The organism is Pseudomonas sp. M2(2023), from assembly GCF_030263955.1.
GTDB classification, from domain to species: domain Bacteria; phylum Pseudomonadota; class Gammaproteobacteria; order Pseudomonadales; family Pseudomonadaceae; genus Aquipseudomonas; species Aquipseudomonas asiatica.
Window position 1 is genome coordinate 2541274 of the sequence record NZ_CP127114.1, and the last position, 17175, is coordinate 2558448.

General features: G+C 59.2%; 14 protein-coding genes. 9 read left to right on the forward strand and 5 right to left on the reverse strand.

The genetic code is table 11. The annotated features are described in order from the left end of the window. Positions 1 to 85: 85 nt before the first annotated feature. From QN085_RS11740 to QN085_RS11750, 3 genes are all read right to left on the reverse strand, one after another. The gene (locus QN085_RS11740) at positions 86 to 664 is read right to left on the reverse strand and encodes an NAD(P)H-dependent oxidoreductase (RefSeq protein WP_024086893.1); all 579 of its coding nucleotides are present in this window, start codon (positions 662 to 664) and stop codon (positions 86 to 88) included. 652 nt (positions 665 to 1316) lie between these two features. Then, positions 1317 to 1697, reverse strand: a complete 381-nt coding sequence (locus QN085_RS11745; RefSeq protein WP_023662738.1) for a Rid family detoxifying hydrolase — start codon at positions 1695 to 1697, stop codon at positions 1317 to 1319. Between the two features lie 25 nt (positions 1698 to 1722). After that, positions 1723 to 2334: a trimeric intracellular cation channel family protein gene (locus QN085_RS11750; RefSeq protein WP_023662739.1), complete on the reverse strand. Its 612-nt coding sequence runs from the start codon at positions 2332 to 2334 to the stop codon at positions 1723 to 1725. 161 nt (positions 2335 to 2495) lie between these two features. Between QN085_RS11750 and QN085_RS11755 the strand changes: the two genes are divergently transcribed. Together QN085_RS11755 and QN085_RS11760 are read left to right on the forward strand one after the other, a co-directional pair. Then, positions 2496 to 3614, forward strand: a complete 1119-nt coding sequence (locus tag QN085_RS11755) for a trans-sulfuration enzyme family protein (RefSeq protein WP_023662740.1) — start codon at positions 2496 to 2498, stop codon at positions 3612 to 3614. A 56-nt stretch (positions 3615 to 3670) separates the two neighbouring features. Further along, entirely contained in the window at positions 3671 to 4972 is a 1302-nt protein-coding gene (locus QN085_RS11760) for an SLC5/6 family protein (protein ID WP_023662741.1), read from the forward strand. A gap of 28 nt (positions 4973 to 5000) precedes the next feature. Here the strand turns inward: QN085_RS11760 and QN085_RS11765 are convergent, their stop codons facing one another. After that, entirely contained in the window at positions 5001 to 5933 is a 933-nt protein-coding gene (locus tag QN085_RS11765) for a LysR family transcriptional regulator (protein WP_023662742.1), read from the reverse strand. Between the two features lie 550 nt (positions 5934 to 6483). After that, entirely contained in the window at positions 6484 to 7398 is a 915-nt protein-coding gene (locus QN085_RS11770) for a LysR family transcriptional regulator (protein WP_023662743.1), read from the reverse strand. A gap of 268 nt (positions 7399 to 7666) precedes the next feature. Here QN085_RS11770 and speB point away from each other — a divergent pair, with 268 nt between their 5' ends. The 7 genes from speB to gcsR all read left to right on the forward strand — a co-directional run bounded on the left by speB (position 7667) and on the right by gcsR (position 17083). Further along, positions 7667 to 8638 (forward strand): agmatinase, encoded by a 972-nt coding sequence (gene speB, locus QN085_RS11775; RefSeq protein ID WP_023662744.1) that lies wholly within the window; start codon positions 7667 to 7669, stop codon positions 8636 to 8638. Between the two features lie 15 nt (positions 8639 to 8653). Further along, positions 8654 to 10162: an aldehyde dehydrogenase family protein gene (locus tag QN085_RS11780; protein ID WP_023662745.1), complete on the forward strand. Its 1509-nt coding sequence runs from the start codon at positions 8654 to 8656 to the stop codon at positions 10160 to 10162. Between the two features lie 98 nt (positions 10163 to 10260). After that, positions 10261 to 10440: a hypothetical protein gene (locus QN085_RS11785; protein WP_031325569.1), complete on the forward strand. Its 180-nt coding sequence runs from the start codon at positions 10261 to 10263 to the stop codon at positions 10438 to 10440. After that, positions 10437 to 11906, forward strand: a complete 1470-nt coding sequence (locus QN085_RS11790; RefSeq protein WP_023662747.1) for a purine-cytosine permease family protein — start codon at positions 10437 to 10439, stop codon at positions 11904 to 11906. Before QN085_RS11785 ends, QN085_RS11790 begins: the two co-directional genes overlap by 4 nt. A gap of 4 nt (positions 11907 to 11910) precedes the next feature. Further along, a complete protein-coding gene (gene betA / locus QN085_RS11795) occupies positions 11911 to 13599 on the forward strand; it encodes a choline dehydrogenase (protein WP_041506064.1) in 1689 nt (562 codons plus the stop codon). Between the two features lie 445 nt (positions 13600 to 14044). Then, complete coding sequence (cycA, locus tag QN085_RS11800; protein WP_023662748.1) at positions 14045 to 15469, forward strand: D-serine/D-alanine/glycine transporter; 1425 nt, start codon at positions 14045 to 14047, stop codon at positions 15467 to 15469. A gap of 81 nt (positions 15470 to 15550) precedes the next feature. Next, on the forward strand, positions 15551 to 17083 hold the full coding sequence (gene gcsR, locus QN085_RS11805) for a transcriptional regulator GcsR (protein ID WP_041506063.1): 1533 nt from the start codon (positions 15551 to 15553) through the stop codon (positions 17081 to 17083). Positions 17084 to 17175 lie beyond the last annotated feature (92 nt).

The following is a 17175-nucleotide window of genomic DNA, read 5'->3' on the forward strand; positions in this document are numbered from 1 at the left end:
AGGGGGTTGGAAGCCAGTTTGGACAAGGTGTCGCAGCAGGTAGGCTCGGCTGGGCAGTGCAGGGGCACGGCACGACCGGGGCCGATCAGCGGCTGGCGACTGCCTGGACTTGTTTGAGCCAGGCTTCACGCTGTTCCGGCTTGGAGCCCAATACCGGACCGAAGGTCAGGGTTTTCAGGGGCTTTATGCCGCAGAACTCCAGGGTGGTCTTGCGCATTTGGTGCAGGCCCGGCATGCGATACACCCATCGGTAGTACCACGGCGGCGTGTCCATGGTCACCAAAAGGTGAGCCGTGCGACCCTTGAGCAGCTTATCCGGGAAGGGCGAGCCCTTGCGGTACTTGAAGGCAAAACCGGGCAGAAACACGCGGTCGAAGAACCCCTTGAGCAACGCCGGAATGCCGCCCCACCAGATCGGGTACACAAATGTCAGGTGTTCGGCCCAGGTAATGTCGTTCTGTGCGGCGATCAAATCGGGCTCAAGCAACTGGACCTGGTTATAGCCATCGTGCAAGACCGGATCGAAAACCAGGGTGTCCAGGCGCAGCAAGCGCACCTCATGGCCTGCTTGCGTGGCGGCCTCGACGTAACGTTCGGACACAGCGCCGCAAAAGCTGTCGTTCGAAGGGTGGCCGAGGATTACGAGCATGCGTTTGCTCTTCATGACAAACTCCAGGTAATGAAGTGCCAAGGGTAAAGTCTGCCCCTTACGGTAGAGTCAAGCGTTGCCGGTTAGCGGTAGAGACAAACAGTTCAGCAGCGCTCGGGTGTAGCCCGGCAAACCGTCGAATGAGTGGGCAGGAACGTAATGTTTCAGGGTCCCCGAAGAATATTTGGACAGGGCTCTGGGGCGGCATTTTTGCTTGATGGAAGCAGAAATGTACCCCCAGAAATACCCTTCGATACCCTCATCAGAATGCGCGATCGAGAACGGCGATTTCTGACAGCTTTCGAACAGGCCCTCGCTGGACTTTAGTGTACCTCCACGGTTGTGTGGCCGATAACGGGGCAGGGCTGGGGCCGTTTGGGAATGCTTTCACGAAGGGGTGCTTTCGACCCGAAGCTGCCTTTCGCTGAGGGCAGCAAAGGGAAAAAATATGACACAGCGAAACTTCATCCTAACGGCATTCTATGCAGACTTTGTTGAAGCCATGCAGGGAATGAAGGCCAATGCTCATCTGTGCTTCCGTTATGCGGCCTGTATCGAACAGCGCCAGATTCTAAAATTTGAGATTGGTTACCGATGCGCATATAGCATGGCATAAAGGCGTAGATTCGTGGCTACGCCTAATGCATGGATTAACTAGGGCACAATGTTAGCTCCTGACCAGCGCGATCATTTCGATTTCTACTTCAGCCCCCAGGGGCAGAGCTGCGACACCTATTGCAGCACGAGCGGGATACGGCGCGGCGAAAAACTCAGCCATAACCGAGTTTGCCAGCGCAAAACATGAAAGATCAGTTAAAAAAACGTTTACTTTAACCACGTCTTTCATCTCGGCGCCGGACTCTAAAATAAGCGTCTCGGCATTCTTGAAAGCTTGGCGGATCTGCGCTTCGATGCCCGAAACCAGCTGCATGGTGCTGGCATCCAAAGGCAACTGACCAGAGAGGTACAGCATGTCGCCGGCCTTGACGGCATGAGAATATGCGCCGACGGCTCCAGGTGCGTTTTCTGACACTAAATGCTTTAGCATAAAACCCTCAGATTGGACATGTTTACTATCTTTCATCGCTATATTGAAACTTTGGCATTTCCCAGTGGAAGCGAATAGCCAAAAGCCGGAGAGCAAAACCTCCTAGGAAGGTGAGGAGAATCGCTTGATTATGTGAAAACCCTAAGCAGTCACAGGCGAAGTAGAACCAAGAAGCAACGAATGCAACACCTGCATAGAGCTCACGCCTGAACACCAGTGGAATATCATTGCAAAAGATATCGCGAAGTACGCCACCAAAAACACCTGTCACAACGCCACTCAAGGAAGCAATTAATAATCCATGCCCCATATCGAGAGCGGTCTGGCATCCGATCAAAGTAAAGGCAATAAGGCCAATTGCATCCAGAACCAGAAATAGAGATCTCAAGCGTCTCATTAATGGTGCGATCATGACCGTGAAAAGTGCTGCAATACTGGTGAGAATCAGATACTCGGGGTGTTTCACCCAAGTAAGCGGATAATGACCGAGTAAAATGTCTCGTACCGACCCACCGCCTAGCGCTGTTACACAAGCCACCAGTATTACGCCAAACCAATCCATGCCTCTCCGCCCAGCAGACAACGCCCCTGTCATCGCTTCTGCGGTGATCGCCATTAGATATATGTAAAGAAGCATAGGTAGTACCTGAGTGTTCAGGTGGATAACTCTACCTTCTGACTTCATTCAAAAACATCGACATTCAATAAGCCACGCTTATCACCCTATAAGCACAGAATATTGATTCGTTCTAGGTCGGGGAATAGCCTCTGCCCACCCCTTCGAAACGAATGAAAAAAATGAAAACCCAACCGTTTAAAAGCCTCGTGCCAGCCATTCACCGGGCGTCCACAGTCGTCTTTGACAACTTCGCCGACTTTGCAAACCGTCGCGAGCGTCAGCCTGATGGCTTCAGCTACGGCCTGACCGGAACCCCGACGAACCGTGAGCTGGAGCAGGCAATCTCTAGGCTGCACGGTGCAGCACATACCGTGGCTTTGCCTTCTGGGCAGGCCGCCCTGGTACTTGTCCTGCTGAGCTTCCTGAAGGCTGGCGATCACGTGATCGCACCAGACAACTGCTATGGGCCCACTCGCGAGTTCCTCGCCAACAACATTCGCTCGTTCGGTATCGACGTCACTTTCCTCCCAGATGGATCGCCACAGGCCATCGAGGACTTTGTCAAGCCCAACACCAAGCTGATTCTCGTGGAATCTCCTGGGTCGATCACCATGGAGATGCAGGACGTTCACAGCATCGTGCGGACTGCGAAGAAGCATTCCATCCTCACGCTGATCGATAACTCCTGGGCGAGCCCCCTTAACTTCCAGCCCATTACGCATGGGGTCGACCTGGTTGTCGAGGCGCTTTCGAAGGTAATCAGCGGGCACTCCGACCTCCTGATGGGAAGCGTCACGACCAACGACACAGAGCTCTACAAACGCATGCGTCTGCAGCAAGACCTACTGGGTATGTACGTGAGTCCGGATGATTGCTATCTGACCCTACGGGGCCTGGAGACTTATCCACTGAGGCTCGAGCACCAGAGCAAGAGCACACTCGCTATCGCCAACTGGCTGGAATCCCACCCGCTGGTTGAAAAGGTGTACTACCCGGCATTGGAAAGTGCTGAAGATCACCAGTTGTACAAAACCCTGTTCAACGGCCCAGGATCGCTGTTTTCCTTCTCGCTCAAATCAGACGAGCGTATTGGCAACTTCTTTGATGCCCTTCGCACCTTTGCAATTGGTGCAAGTTGGGGCGGTACACATAGCCTCGCTGCATATTATCCACAGCAAGTTATGGCTGGTCGGCAACACAATAAAATCAACACTTCATTGATTCGGCTATCTATCGGCCTGGAGCCAGTAGATTTGCTCTTGGAGGATTTGGAAAAGGCACTCAATCAAGCTCAGTAAGCTTTACCAAAAAGCTTTGATCATATGACCACAAAAAGAACAAGAGACGACATAAAATGACCGAAATTACGATGCAGGCGGTAAAACCTGAAATCCGTAAGAAAAGCTTCACGAAAGATGATTTTCTTTGGGTTCTCGGCATCTATGGCTGCGCCGTCGGGGGAGGTTCGTTGTTCTGGCCTATCAGCCTTGGGCTGTCGGGCTTTTGGGCAATGCTTATTCTGACGCTAATCGCATTCCCGATTACCTACTACAGCTATCGAGTGCTTTGCCAGTATATTTCAAGTGGTACCGTAATAGCCGAATCCACCAGTAATATCGTCGACACTACGAGGGAATTGCTCGGGGATCGCGCCGTTAGAGTGCTGAGTATTGCGTACTTCATGATGATTTTCCCATCACTTGTCGTCTACGCGATCACCATGTCAAACACCTTCATCGACTTCTTCAATACTCAGCTCGGTATCCCTGGGTTGAACCGCCCGCTGGTCGTAATCGGAGTTACGTTAACGGCGCTTCTGATCGCTCAAGGCAAAACAACCTTCGTTGTTAAAGCCATCGGGCTCATCGTATTCCCGTTCATTTTCTCCCTCATCTTCTTTGGCCTGATGGGTATTCCACACTGGAACACATCGTTCATGGTCACGGCGCATGACTATGGTGGAGTGAGCGGCATCATGGGCTCGGTGTGGTCGTCGTTGCCGATGGTGATCTACGCATTCAGCTTCACACCAATCGTTTCGAGCTTCGTTGCGCACTACAAGAAGCATTATGGCTCTGAAGCTCAGCAGCGAATCGGACGTACCTTGCTGATCGCAATCGTTGTGGTCGTGGTGACTGTGGTGTTCTTTGCATGGAGCTGCATTTTCGCCCTCTCGCCACAGGAACTTCAGGCAGCTCGTGGCGAGAACCTGACAGCCTTGTCCTACATGGCGAGAAAATTTGATAATCCGTGGCTGGCAATCAGCTCCCAGATCATCATCTTCTTCGCAGCCTTGAAGGCGTACCTGGCTCAGTACCTGGCTACCCGAGAAAGCCTGAAGGGCATTGCGAAAAACTACTTCGGCAGCAGCACCGAGTTTGTCGACGGTGGGGTGATGAAGGCCATTATCCTGACGCTGGTCTTCGCGATTACCGTGATCCCCGCCATTCCAAACCTCGACATCATCATGTTGATCAAATACTTCATGGTGCCGGTCAGCGTATTTGTGGTGTACTTCCTGCCACAGTATGCGTTTTACAAGTCGCCAAAACTCCAACACCTGCGAGGCGGATTGGTTAACTACTTCGTACTGACCATCGGCCTGCTTTGTCTGTTCAACGGCGTACAGAATATCATCAAATACCTCCTGCACTAAACCCAGCAAAAGGAAACGGACTTCCTTTTCAATCCAACACGCTGAATCCAAGTAGATTATCCAAGCGCTTGATATCGCCTTCCAATTGGATCCTCAGTAGACGTATCAGCTCCTTTGCTTCCAAAGACAGCCTTGAATCTTTCCGAAAAATCAACTTTGACGTAAAACGCACTTCTTTATCAAGCAACCTTGCTTCTAGTTTGTCAGGCAGGTAGCTAGACGCCACAATAGGATGCGCCAAGCCGACGCCAACGCCTTGAGCCACCAGCTCACAAACCGTCAGGGCATAGGGGGTTTGTACGGCAATATCAAGTTGCTTTGCCGCAGCGCCCATATGTGCTTCAAGCTCTAGGCGCGTGTGATCCTCAGCGTTCATGGCCACGAATGGGTACTTTAGCAAATCAGATGTCGTTAGCTCCTTAACGTGTCCACCTATAAGGCCAGGTGGTGAAACAATTAATCCTCTAGCACTGCAGAAGTTGTACTGCTCACAATCTTTCGTTTCGATTTCGTTTGCAATTATGCCGAAGTCAATCTCACCAGAGTGTACCCGTTGGTAAGCGCTGGCTGAGCTGCATACCTCAAAGAACACCGGCACATCAAACTTCTGACGAAAGCGTGCAATGGCCATTGGAGCCAAGAAATTTCCATACGCGGGATGCACAGCAAGACGTAGACTCGACTTTACACTGCTTTTCAGCGACCGAAGTTTGTGATCAATCATCGCCAAGCCGTTGAAGAAAGTCTCAACCTCCTCCATTAAGGCATGTGCTTCGCGGGTAGGAACCAAACGCCCGCGATTACGCTCAAACAACACAACATCGTACTTGCTTTCAAGCTTCTTTATTTGCTGACTTACAGCTGGCTGGGTAATCTCCAGCATTTTCGAGGCCATGCTTGTACTTCCGGCAAGCATTACGGCACGAAAAACCTCAAGCTCCCGATACATGTTGATTTTCATCGCTCATTCCTTTAAGAGGCGATTACAGTAAACGCTGAATGCATGACAGGGTTGGCGACTCTATAATGGAAAAACATATTAAGCTCAAGCAGCTATCAGTTTTTCAGCGGCATGGCTAATTTTAGGTGAAAAGCAGTTGCTGGGGTTAGTGAAATATTTTCGTGCTGATCAATTTCGGTTCCCTAAACACATAAAAACTTAGTTCGATTGCTAGTCAAAAGTGGTGGAGTACCTCAAGTGAACGGTGGATATTGATCAGGCGTCAGGCATACGGAAGGTTACACACACCTCCAACGTCCGTTATGGGTGAATTCTGGCAGTGCTGAACGGCTGCAATGGGTCAAAAGCGGTCGGACGCGATCAGCTACCTGCGACCTGTAGCCGGTCAGCGGCGACACAGGCGGGGACGTTGTAATCGACCACTCGCTTGACGCTTACCAATACCCTCATAGGTTCTCCAGTCATTGATGTTGGGGCGGCGGGCAGGGGGGCAACGACGGTAGCGCAGTATTGGCGGGTGGGGATCGTCCGTTTCGAGTAGCGGGGTGAATCAGGGGGAGCCGGGCTGGGAGGCGCAGGCATCGAGGTCTTCGAGGAACGCCTGCAGGATGGGTGGGCGCGATACACCGCGGCGGGTGACCACATCGAACGGCGAGCAGAGGTCCAGCAGGCTGGCACCCAGGCGACGCATGTCGCCCGTCTTGATCCATTGCTCGGCGAAGTGCACTGGCAAGAAGCCGATATAGGCGCCGGAAATGATCAGGATCGCCGCTGCCTCGATGTTCTCCACGGTCGCATCGGCCTTGGTGATGCCCAACTGCTCCAGGTCGTACTGCTGCATGTAGCCGCGTACCACGATCCGGCTCTGGCGCACGTCCTCCATCAGCCGACCGTTGCTCGCATTGCTGGCGAACAGCGGGTGGCGCCGGCCACAGTAGAGTCCCAGGGCCTCGTCATACAGCGGCTGGTAGGACAACCCCGCGACCCGCAATGGGAAGTGACCGATGGCCAGGTGCAGCCTTCCGTCGAGCACGCGCTCTTCGAGTTCCGCCGGGGCACCGATATAGATGTGCAGGTGGGCATCGTGCCCACGCGAAACAAAGCGCTGGGTGGTGCGCGGCAGAGGCGAGATGGGGTCGGTCAGGGTGGAGTCGATGATGCCCAGGTTGAGCTTGCCGCTGATGTGCTGCTTGAGCACGTCGGCGTCCATGCAGAAGCTTTCCACGGCACTGAGCAGGCGCAGGGTCGCTTCATGGATGGCCACCCCTTGCTCGGTCAGGCGAAAGCCACTGCGCCCGCGCTGGCAGAGCTTGACCCCCAGGCGGGTTTCCAGGTGCGACATCTGTTCGCTTATGGTCGACTGGCCGGCATTGAGCGCGGCCTGTGCCGCAGAAAAGCCGCCGCACCTGACGATCGTGGTGAATACCCTGAGCAGTTTGAGGTCGACATCGTGCAGCTGGATCACCGTAGCCTCCCGGTCGGGTGTCACATCGCCAGTGCTGATATGAACACCCGTGCATTGTTCTTGTCGCGCAAGCTAACCATGAGTACCTGGCCGCTGCAATGCCTGGTATCGCCGGGTTTAACCACCGGCAGATACTTCGGATAGGGCGATGTATGTATCTGCACTTGCGCATTTTTCCTCGCTGGCACGGTTGCCATAGTGGATCGCAACGGTGGTCGAGCAGTCGCCCCGTCTCCTGAAACAGAACAAGAACTGGAGAAACCAGAACATGGCAAAGCACGGTTACGAGTCCGGCCGCCTGAACCTGCCCTTCGTGGGCCATTGCACGTTTGCCAAGGCCCCGGTGTGCACCGACTGGGCGGCGATCGACGCCGATGTGGCAATCCTCGGTGCGCCCAACGACATGGGCACCCAGTGGCGTTCGGGGGCACGTTTCGGACCCCGCGGCATTCGCGAGGCATCGACCCTGTTCTCCTTCGGCCATGCCGGCGCCTACGACTTCGAGGATGACGCCACCTACCTGACCGAAGACCAGGTCCGCATGGTCGACGTTGGCGATGCCGATATCGTGCACACCGACATGGCCAGCAGCAACGCCAACATCGAGTCGGCGGTGCGGCAGATCCTTGCAGCGGGGGCCATGCCGGTGGTGCTGGGCGGTGACCATTCGGTGCACGCCCCGGTCATCAAGGCGTTCGAAGGCCATGGGCCGATCCATATCGTGCACTTCGATGCCCACCTGGATTTCGTCGACGAGCGCCATGGCGTGCGCTACGGGCACGGCAGCCCGCTGCGCCGCGCTTCGGAGCTGGAACACATTGTCGGCATGACCCAGATGGGCATCCGCAACGTGTCGTCTTCCAACCGCGACGACTACGATGCCGCACGTGAGGCCGGTTCGCAGATCCTGTCGGTACGTGACGTGCGCCGCCTGGGCTGCGCGGGCGTGCTGGCGAAAATCCCCGAAGGCCGCAACTACTACATCACCATCGACATCGACGGCTTCGACCCGTCCATCGCCCCTGGCACCGGCACGCCGAGCCATGGCGGATTCTTGTACTACGAAGTGCTGGAGATCATCCAGGCACTGGCGCAGCGCAGCCACGGCCGGATTGTCGGCATGGACCTGGTCGAAGTGGCCCCGGCCTACGACCCCACCGGCATGACCTCGATCCTCGCCGCGCAACTGCTGATGAACAGCATCGGCTTCATCTTCCACGCGCGCGCCAAAGCCCGCTGACTCGGAGACTGTCCTGTGGACCACAAGGTAAAAGACTACTTGCAGGCCTTTGGTGTATCCGAGGCGACCCAGCACTTTCTCGGCAAACCGCAGCGCATGTTCATTGGCGGCGCCTGGCTCGAGGCCAGCGACGGTGGCAGTGCCGAGGTGCTCGAGCCGTCCACCGAGGGTGTGCTGACGCGCATCCCCATGGCCACTGCGGATGACCTTGATCGTGCCGTGCGCGCAGCACGTGCGCAGTTCGATGGCGGTGCCTGGAGCCAGCTCAAGCCACTGGAGCGCGAGCGCCTTATCCATCGCCTGGCCGACCTGATCGAGACCCACGGCGACGAACTGGCGCAGATCGAAGCCATCGACATGGGCAAGTCGGTCACCCAGGCACGGGCGGTCGATATCCAGGGCACGGTCGATACCCTGCGCTATTTCGCCGGCTGGGCCAGCAAGATCCACGGCCGCACGGTCGAGCCTTCGCTGCCAGGGAACTACCTGGCGTACACGCGCAAGGAGGCGGTGGGGGTGGTCGGTGCCATCGTGCCGTGGAACTTCCCGCTGCAGACCATGGCCTGGAAGCTCGGCGCGGCGCTGGCGACCGGTTGCACGGTGGTGGTCAAGCCGGCAGAGCTGACTTCGTTGTCGGCGCTGCGCTTTGCCGAGCTGGTGCAGGCCTCGGGTATTCCCGACGGGGTGGTAAACATCGTGACCGGGCGCGGCAGCGTGGTCGGCGAGGCGATGTCCCGTCACCCGGGCATCGACAAGCTGAGCTTTACCGGTTCGACACCGGTCGGCTGCTCGGTGGGCAAATCGGCGATGGACCAGATGAAACGCCTGACCCTGGAGCTGGGCGGCAAGTCGCCAGTGCTCGTGTTCGCCGATGCGGACATCGAGGCAGCGGCGCAAGCCGTGGCCAACGGGGTGTTCTTCAACTCCGGGCAGGTGTGCGACGCCGGCACCCGTGCGTATGTCGAACGCAGTGTCTACCCGGCGTTCCTCGAAGCGCTGGCCAGGTACACCGCCACCCTGAAGATCGCCCCGGGCCTGGACCCGGACTGTTTCATAAGCCCCATGGTGTCGCTCCAGCAACAGCAGCGGGTGCTGGACTACATCGCCCTGGGCAAGGCCGAAGGCGCGCAGGTGTACTACGGCGGCGAGCCGCTCGACGGCCCGGGCTTCTTCGTGCAGCCCACGATCTTCGCCAACTGCAGCAACGACATGCGCGTGGTTCGCGAGGAGATCTTCGGCCCGGTGCTGGTGACCCAGCCGTTCGACACCCAGGAACAAGCGCTGGCCCTGGCCAACGATTCGGAGTTCGGCCTGGCGGCGGCGATCTACTCCAACGACCTGGGCAAGGTCCATGGGCTGATTCCGCACCTGCGTGCGGGCACGGTGTACGTCAATGCCCACAGCACCCTGGACCCGTCCATGCCGTTCGGTGGCTACAAGCAGTCGGGCTATGGCAAGGACATGGGCGCAGAACAACTGGAGTTCCTGCTGGAGACCAAGGCGGTCTGGATCACCTTGCCCTGAGGTAACAGGGCCGTCCTGCGCCGCTGAAGGTTGGCGAGCGGCGCAGGTTTATCGAATGCATCGAATTTCAAAAACAAGAACCTGTCGAGGTGATGCCGATGAACAGCCAAGTGGATATCGAGCGAGCGCAAGACCTGGAAAGGCGCTTGCGCGCCTATGAAGAACTGGAGAACAAAGCGCACTGGCCGGGCGCATTGACGGTGGCCGACGTGGTGGCACTGGCCCTGCTGACGCTGGTGATGGTTGCCGGCGCGTACTACCTGGGAGGCCAGCCATGAGTGCTTCCCGCGAGCAAGAATTTCGCCTGAGCGCGGAACGTGGCGACACCCCCTTGCTGCCCAATGAGCGGGTTTGGGGTTTCTGGGGGTTTGCCTACGCCAACTCGGCGCTGGCGGTGGCCACCTGGGTGTTCCTGATCGGCGGCGCCACCGCGCTGTTCGTCGGGCCCTTGCAAGGGATTGCCGCAATCATCATCGGCAACATCATCGGCGTGGTCCTCGCCGCGTCGTCCACCTGCCTGCCGTGTGGCAAGTACGGCGTCGAGCAGTTCACCTTCCTGCGCAGCATGTTCGGCCTCAATGGCAGCCGCCTGGTGTACTTCCTCTCGGTGGTGGTGCTGACCATGGGCTGGCTGGCGGTGCTGGGGCTGATGTGCGGGCGGGCGCTGGACAACCTGGAAACCCTGGTACAGCAGAGCCAGCCCAACGGTGATGGCTGGCTGGTAACCGCGGGAGGCTTGCTGGCCATCGTGCTGGCGGCGCTGGTGGCCATGCGCGGGCCGGACATGATCCGCCGGCTGAGCGCGGTGATCGCGCCCAGCCTGATCCTGATCATGCTGGCACTGATGTACTTCATCTCCGGTCGCTACAGCTTCGACGAACTGCTGGCCATGCCGCCTTTGCAGCCACCGTTCGAGAACCCGCACGTCAACTTCATGGTCGCGGTGGAGATCAACATCGCCGCGGGCTTCTCCTGGTGGCCCTACATCGGCAACCTGTCGCGCCTGTGCAGCAACCAGCGCACGGCCTTCTGGCCCAACCTGGTGGGCATCTTCGCTGCGGCGTCGCTGGGCGAGTCAATCAGCCTGTTCGCCGCCACTACCCTGGGCAGCAGCGACCCTACCGCGTGGATGCGCCTGGCCGGCGGCATGGGGTTCGGCGTCATCGCCCTGAGCTTCCTGGCGCTGGCCAACCTGACCGGCATGGTCAACATCCTCTACACCGCGGTGATCGGCTTGCGCCAGCTGGCCGGCGAGCGCCTGCGCAGCGTGGGCTGGGGGGTACTGATCGGGCTGTTCTGCATCATCCCGGTATTGATCGTGATGTTCCTGCCGGGGATCTACGACGGCTTCTTCATCTTCCTGGTGTGGACATCCGCGCTTAACAGCGCCCTGGCCGGCATCGGCATCGCCGATTATTTCTTTTTGCGCAAGCAGCGCCTGAACCTGCGCCAGCTCTACGCCGAACAGAGCGTATCGCCGTTGCGCTACTGCAAAGGCTTCAACCCCATCGCGCTGCTGGCGCTGGTGGCGGGCTTCGCGATCTATGTGGTGGTGTTCAACCCGCAGACGCTGGCCCATACCGACTTCTTCACCTTCGCCACCGCCTCGCTGCCGTCCTGCCTGCTGGCCGGGCTGGTGCACTACGGCCTGACCCGGCTGCTGGCGGCGCGCCTGGGCTGGGGCGGCTACCCAAAGCGCAATGAACACAACATCCAGGCTGCCGGCCTTCGTGTACAGGACTAGAACCATGACCAAGCGATACGACTACATCATCATCGGCGCAGGCTCTGCTGGCTGCGTCCTGGCCAACCGCTTGAGCGAAGACGCCGGTACCTCGGTGCTGGTCCTGGAGTTCGGCGGCAGCGACCGCAGTGTGCTGATCCAGATGCCCAGTGCCTTCTCGTTGCCGATGAACACCAAGAAGTACAACTGGCGCTACGAGACCGTCGCCGAAGCGCACCTGGACAACCGCCGCCTGCATTGCCCGCGGGGCAAGGTGCTGGGCGGCTCGTCCTCGATCAATGGGCTGGTCTACATCCGTGGCCATGCCTGCGACTTCGATGAATGGGAAAGCCTGGGGGCGAAGAACTGGAGCTACCGTAACTGCCTGCCGTACTTCAAGCGTGCCGAGCAGTACAAGTTTGGCGGTGATGACTACCGCGGCGGCATGGGGCCGCTGGCCACCAACAACGGCAACAACATGCAGAACCCGCTGTACGGCGCCTGGGTCGAGGCCGGTGCCGAAGCCGGCTATATCAAGACCGACGACTGCAACGGCTACATGCAGGAAGGCTTTGGTGCCATGCACATGACGGTCAAGGATGGCGTGCGCTGGTCCACGGCCAACGCCTATCTGCGCCCGGCCATGAGCCGGCCGAACCTGACCGTGATCACCCATGCCATGACCCGGCGCATCCTGCTCGATGGCAAGCGGGCGGTTGGCGTGGAATATGATCACGGCGGCCAGACCCACAAGGTCCTGTGCAACCTCGAGGTGCTGGTGGCGTCCGGCCCGATCGGTTCGCCGCACTTGTTGCAACGCTCCGGCATCGGCCCCGAGGCCGTGCTGAAGAAGGCTGGCATCGAGGTGCGCCACCCCTTGCCTGGGGTGGGCGAGAACCTGCAGGACCACTCGGAAATCTACATCCAGTATGCGTGCAAGGAGCCGGTGACCCTCAACGGCAAGATGAACCTGCTGGGCAAGGCGATGATCGGTCTGCGCTGGTTGCTGTTCAAGGACGGTCTGGGCGCCAGCAACCACTTTGAGGCGGGCGGTTTCATCCGCTCATCCAAGGGCCTGCGCTGGCCGGACATCCAGTTCCACTTCCTGCCGGCGGCCATGCGCTATGACGGCGACAAACCGTTCAAGGGCCATGGTTTCATGGTGCTGACCGGGCCCAACAAGCCCAAGAGCCGCGGCCATGTGCGGGCGCTGTCGGCCGACCCGTACCAACATCCGGAAATCCGCTTCAACTACCTCGAGAGCGAGGAAGACCGGGAGGGCTTCCGCCGCTGTGTGCGGCTGACCCGCGAAATCATCGCCCAGCCGGCCATGGACCGTTTCCGCGGCGAGGAGCTGGCACCCGGGCCGCAGGTGCAGACCGATGAACAGATCGACGCATTCGTGCGCGCCAACATGGAAAGCACCATGCACCCGTGCGGCTCGTGCCGGATGGGCGAGGATGACATGGCAGTGGTCGATTCGACATTGCGTGTGCATGGCCTGCAGGGGCTGCGGGTGATCGACTCCTCAGTGTTCCCGAGCGAGCCCAATGGCAACCTCAACGCGCCGACCATCATGCTGGCCGAACGCGCTGCCGACCTGGTGCGCGGGCGCCAGCCGCTGGCACCGAGCGATGTGCCGGTTGGCCTGGTTGGGGGCTGGGAGGAGCAGCAACGCAGCCGTGCGCCGCTGCGCGAGATGCCTGTCCGCTAAATAGCCGGGCTGACTCGTTCGGTGCAGGAGCGTCCGTGTGTCGCGATAGGGCTGCGCAGCAGCCCCAGGATTTCAGCGCAGAAGCGAACATTGCCGGGGCCGCTTTGCGGCCCTATCGCGACACAAGGCCGCTCCTACAGGGGATCGCGTCAGCCTGGCGGACTGAATGCGCTCCATTGGAATGATTTCGATACAGAATGGGGAGGGGCAGCGCTCAGTGTGCCCGCGGCTGCTTGAACGCCTGAGTGGCACGGTTTTCTGGAGTGACTTCTTTACAGCCACGAAAGCCCTGATTGAATAAAACCCCGCCAACTAGCGCTATTGGCGTTTGGCACAGAGCTTGCTCTCTACCTTGCACGCGATCGGATTTGAAAGTTGTTCATCCGGTCTCGAGGTTTGAACTTGTGACGTTATAAAAACAATTAGACTAGCAAGGTAGAAAACAATGAATAACTTGCCCCACGATCACCGCCCGCCTGATGGTGACGCACACGAACTCAAGCGTAACCTGTCCAACCGCCATATCCAGTTGATCGCCATTGGCGGTGCTATCGGCACCGGCCTGTTCATGGGCTCTGGCAAGACCATCAGCCTGGCGGGGCCCTCCATCATCTTTGTCTACATGATCATCGGCTTCATGCTGTTCTTTGTCATGCGGGCAATGGGCGAACTGTTATTGTCCAACTTGAAGTACAAGTCGTTCATCGATTTCTCGGCTGACCTGCTCGGCCCGTGGGCAGGGTTCTTCACCGGCTGGACCTACTGGTTCTGCTGGATTGTCACCGGTATCGCCGACGTGATCGCCATCTCTGCCTATTCGCAGTTCTGGTTCCCCGACATCCCCTTGTGGATACCGGCGTTGGCGTGTGTCGGCCTGTTGCTCAGCTTGAACCTGATGACGGTGAAGATGTTCGGCGAAATGGAGTTCTGGTTCGCCATGATCAAGATCGTCGCCATCTGCGCGCTGGTCTGCACCGGGTTCTACATGGTGGCGGTGGCTTACCAGTCGCCGGCCGGGCATGCGGCATCGCTGGCCAACCTGTGGAATGACGGTGGCATGTTCCCCCATGGCGCCATGGGCTTCTTTGCCGGCTTCCAGATTGCGGTGTTTGCCTTCGTCGGCATCGAACTGGTGGGGACCACCGCCGCCGAAACCAAGAACCCGGAACGCAACCTGCCACGGGCGATCAACTCGATTCCCTTGCGCATCATTGTCTTCTACGTGCTCGCGCTGGTCGCCATCATGGCCGTCACACCCTGGCGTGAAGTGGTGGCCAACAAGAGCCCCTTCGTCGAGCTGTTCGTACTGGCCGGTCTGCCGGCAGCCGCGGGCATCATCAACTTCGTGGTGCTGACCTCGGCCATGTCGTCGGCCAACAGCGGCGTGTTCTCGACCAGCCGCATGCTTTACGGCCTGGCAGTGGATGGCGATGCGCCTGGCAAGTTCGGTGCGCTGTCCCGCCGCGCGGTACCTTCCAACGGCCTGATCTTTTCCTGTGTGTGCCTGACGGGCGGGGCGCTGGTCATCTACCTGGTGCCGAACATGCTCGAGGCCTTCACGCTGATCACCACGGTGTCGGCACTGCTGTTCATGTTCGTCTGGTCGATCATCCTGCTGTCGTACCTGGCGTACCGCAAGCAGCGTGGCCCGTTGCACCAGGCGTCGATGTACAAGATGCCGGGCGGCACGTTCATGTGCCGGGTGTGCCTGGTGTTCTTCGCCTTCATCCTGGCCTTGCTGGCGCTGGAGGCCGACACCCGCAGCGCGTTGTACTTGATGCCCGCCTGGTTTGCCGTGCTGGGCCTGGCCTATCGATCGATCTGGCGGAAAAGGCAGCAGGCCATGCAGCTGTCATTCGATGCCGATTGATCACCTTATTCACGTTTTGCCCAGGGGGGACGGCGCGCTGCGCTGTCCCCCTGTCGTCTTTTTGCCAAGCAGGGAATCTTTATGAGAATCCACGTCAACTTTGTCGACCGTGTTGGTATCACTCAGGAAATCCTCTCGCTGCTTGGGGCGCGCAACCTCAATCTTGATGCGGTGGAGATGATTCCGCCCAACGTCTACATCGATGCCCCAACCTTGTCCCCGGTGGTGCTGGACGAACTCTACGCTGCCCTGATGGACGTGGACGGCGTGCAGGAGGTGGCGCTGGTCGACTTCCTCCCCGGCCACCGCCGGCGCCTGCAGCTGGAGGCATTGCTGGCGGCGATGAGCGACCCGGTGCTGGCGGTGGACCCTGGCGGTCATGTGCTGCTGGCGAACCCGACCCTGGTCGCCCTGGTGGGGCGCGAGCCGGCCGGTGAGCCGTTGAACAGGTTGTTTGCCGAGCCGGACCTGGCCAAGACCCTGATCGACAAGGGCTTCCGCCTGCCAATGTGCGAGGTGGGCTTTCAGGGCCAGGCCCTGCTGCTGGAGGCCACGCCGATCAGCGGTGGCGCCGATGGCCTGGTGGGTGGCCTGCTGACGTTGTACCCACCCAGCCGCATCGGCGAGCGCCTGGCCTCGCTGCTGCATGACAACAGCGAAGGCTTGGGGGCGTTGCTGGGAGAGTCGGCGGCGCTGCAGGCGCTCAAGGCCCGCCTGCACAAGGTGGCGAGCCTGGAGGCGCCGGTATTGATCCAGGGCGAGACCGGTACGGGCAAGGAACTGGTGGCCCGTGCCTGTCACGCGCTGAGTGCCCGGCGCGATGCCTCGTTCCTGGCGCTGAACTGCGCGGCATTGCCCGAGAGCCTGGCCGAAAGCGAGCTGTTCGGCTACGCCGCCGGTGCCTTCACCGGCGCCCAGCGGGGCGGCAAACCGGGCCTGCTGGAACTGGCCGATGGCGGTACGGTGTTTCTCGATGAAGTGGGCGAGATGTCGCCGTACCTGCAGGCCAAGCTGCTGCGTTTTCTCAATGACGGCAGTTTTCGCCGGGTGGGCGGTGGCAGCGAAGTGCAGGTGAATGTGCGGGTGGTCTGCGCCACCCACCGCAACCTGGAAAACATGGTGATCGAGTGCGGCTTTCGCGAAGACCTCTACTATCGCCTCAATGTGCTCAACCTGCAGGTGCCGCCGCTGCGTGAGCGCGGCAAGGACATCCTGCTGTTGGCCGAGCATTTCCTGCGCCAGGCCTGTGCGCAGATCCAGCGCGCCCCGTGCCGGCTGGCGCTGGCCACCCATCCGCTGCTGCTGGGCAATCGCTGGTCCGGCAATGTGCGCCAGTTGCAGAACGTGATCTTCCGTGCGGCGGCCATCAGCGAAGGGGACGTGATCGACTGCGATGACCTGGAGCTGGCTGGTACCGCCCTGAGCAGCCAGCAAGCCGAGGGGCTGGAGATCGTCAGCCTCGAAGCGGCCGTGCAGGCATTTGAAAAATCCTTGCTGGAAAAGCTGTACACGAGCTACCCCTCGACCCGGCAACTGGCGGTGCGCTTGCAGACTTCGCACACGGCGATCGGCCAGCGTCTGCGCAAGTACGGCATCGCTAGTCGGGGCTCGTAGCCGGCCCGGTGCGAATACGCTCCACTGGAGTGATCATGCTCCAGGCGGGCGTGGTCCCGGGTTCATTGGCCCGTGCTGTCAGGGTTGGCTGC

Excerpts from the sequence above, each read along its gene's own strand:
- gcsR (WP_041506063.1), top strand. The coding sequence starts at position 15,551 with ATGAGAATCCACGTCAACTTTGTCGACCGTGTTGGTATCACTCAGGAA.
- speB (WP_023662744.1), top strand. The coding sequence starts at position 7,667 with ATGGCAAAGCACGGTTACGAGTCCGGCCGCCTGAACCTGCCCTTCGTG.
- QN085_RS11740 (WP_024086893.1), bottom strand. The coding sequence starts at position 664 with ATGAAGAGCAAACGCATGCTCGTAATCCTCGGCCACCCTTCGAACGAC.
- QN085_RS11785 (WP_031325569.1), top strand. The coding sequence starts at position 10,261 with ATGAACAGCCAAGTGGATATCGAGCGAGCGCAAGACCTGGAAAGGCGC.
- QN085_RS11765 (WP_023662742.1), bottom strand. The coding sequence starts at position 5,933 with ATGAAAATCAACATGTATCGGGAGCTTGAGGTTTTTCGTGCCGTAATG.
- QN085_RS11760 (WP_023662741.1), top strand. The coding sequence starts at position 3,671 with ATGACCGAAATTACGATGCAGGCGGTAAAACCTGAAATCCGTAAGAAA.
- QN085_RS11755 (WP_023662740.1), top strand. The coding sequence starts at position 2,496 with ATGAAAACCCAACCGTTTAAAAGCCTCGTGCCAGCCATTCACCGGGCG.
- cycA (WP_023662748.1), top strand. The coding sequence starts at position 14,045 with ATGAATAACTTGCCCCACGATCACCGCCCGCCTGATGGTGACGCACAC.
- betA (WP_041506064.1), top strand. The coding sequence starts at position 11,911 with ATGACCAAGCGATACGACTACATCATCATCGGCGCAGGCTCTGCTGGC.
- QN085_RS11745 (WP_023662738.1), bottom strand. The coding sequence starts at position 1,697 with ATGCTAAAGCATTTAGTGTCAGAAAACGCACCTGGAGCCGTCGGCGCA.
- QN085_RS11750 (WP_023662739.1), bottom strand. The coding sequence starts at position 2,334 with ATGCTTCTTTACATATATCTAATGGCGATCACCGCAGAAGCGATGACA.
- QN085_RS11790 (WP_023662747.1), top strand. The coding sequence starts at position 10,437 with ATGAGTGCTTCCCGCGAGCAAGAATTTCGCCTGAGCGCGGAACGTGGC.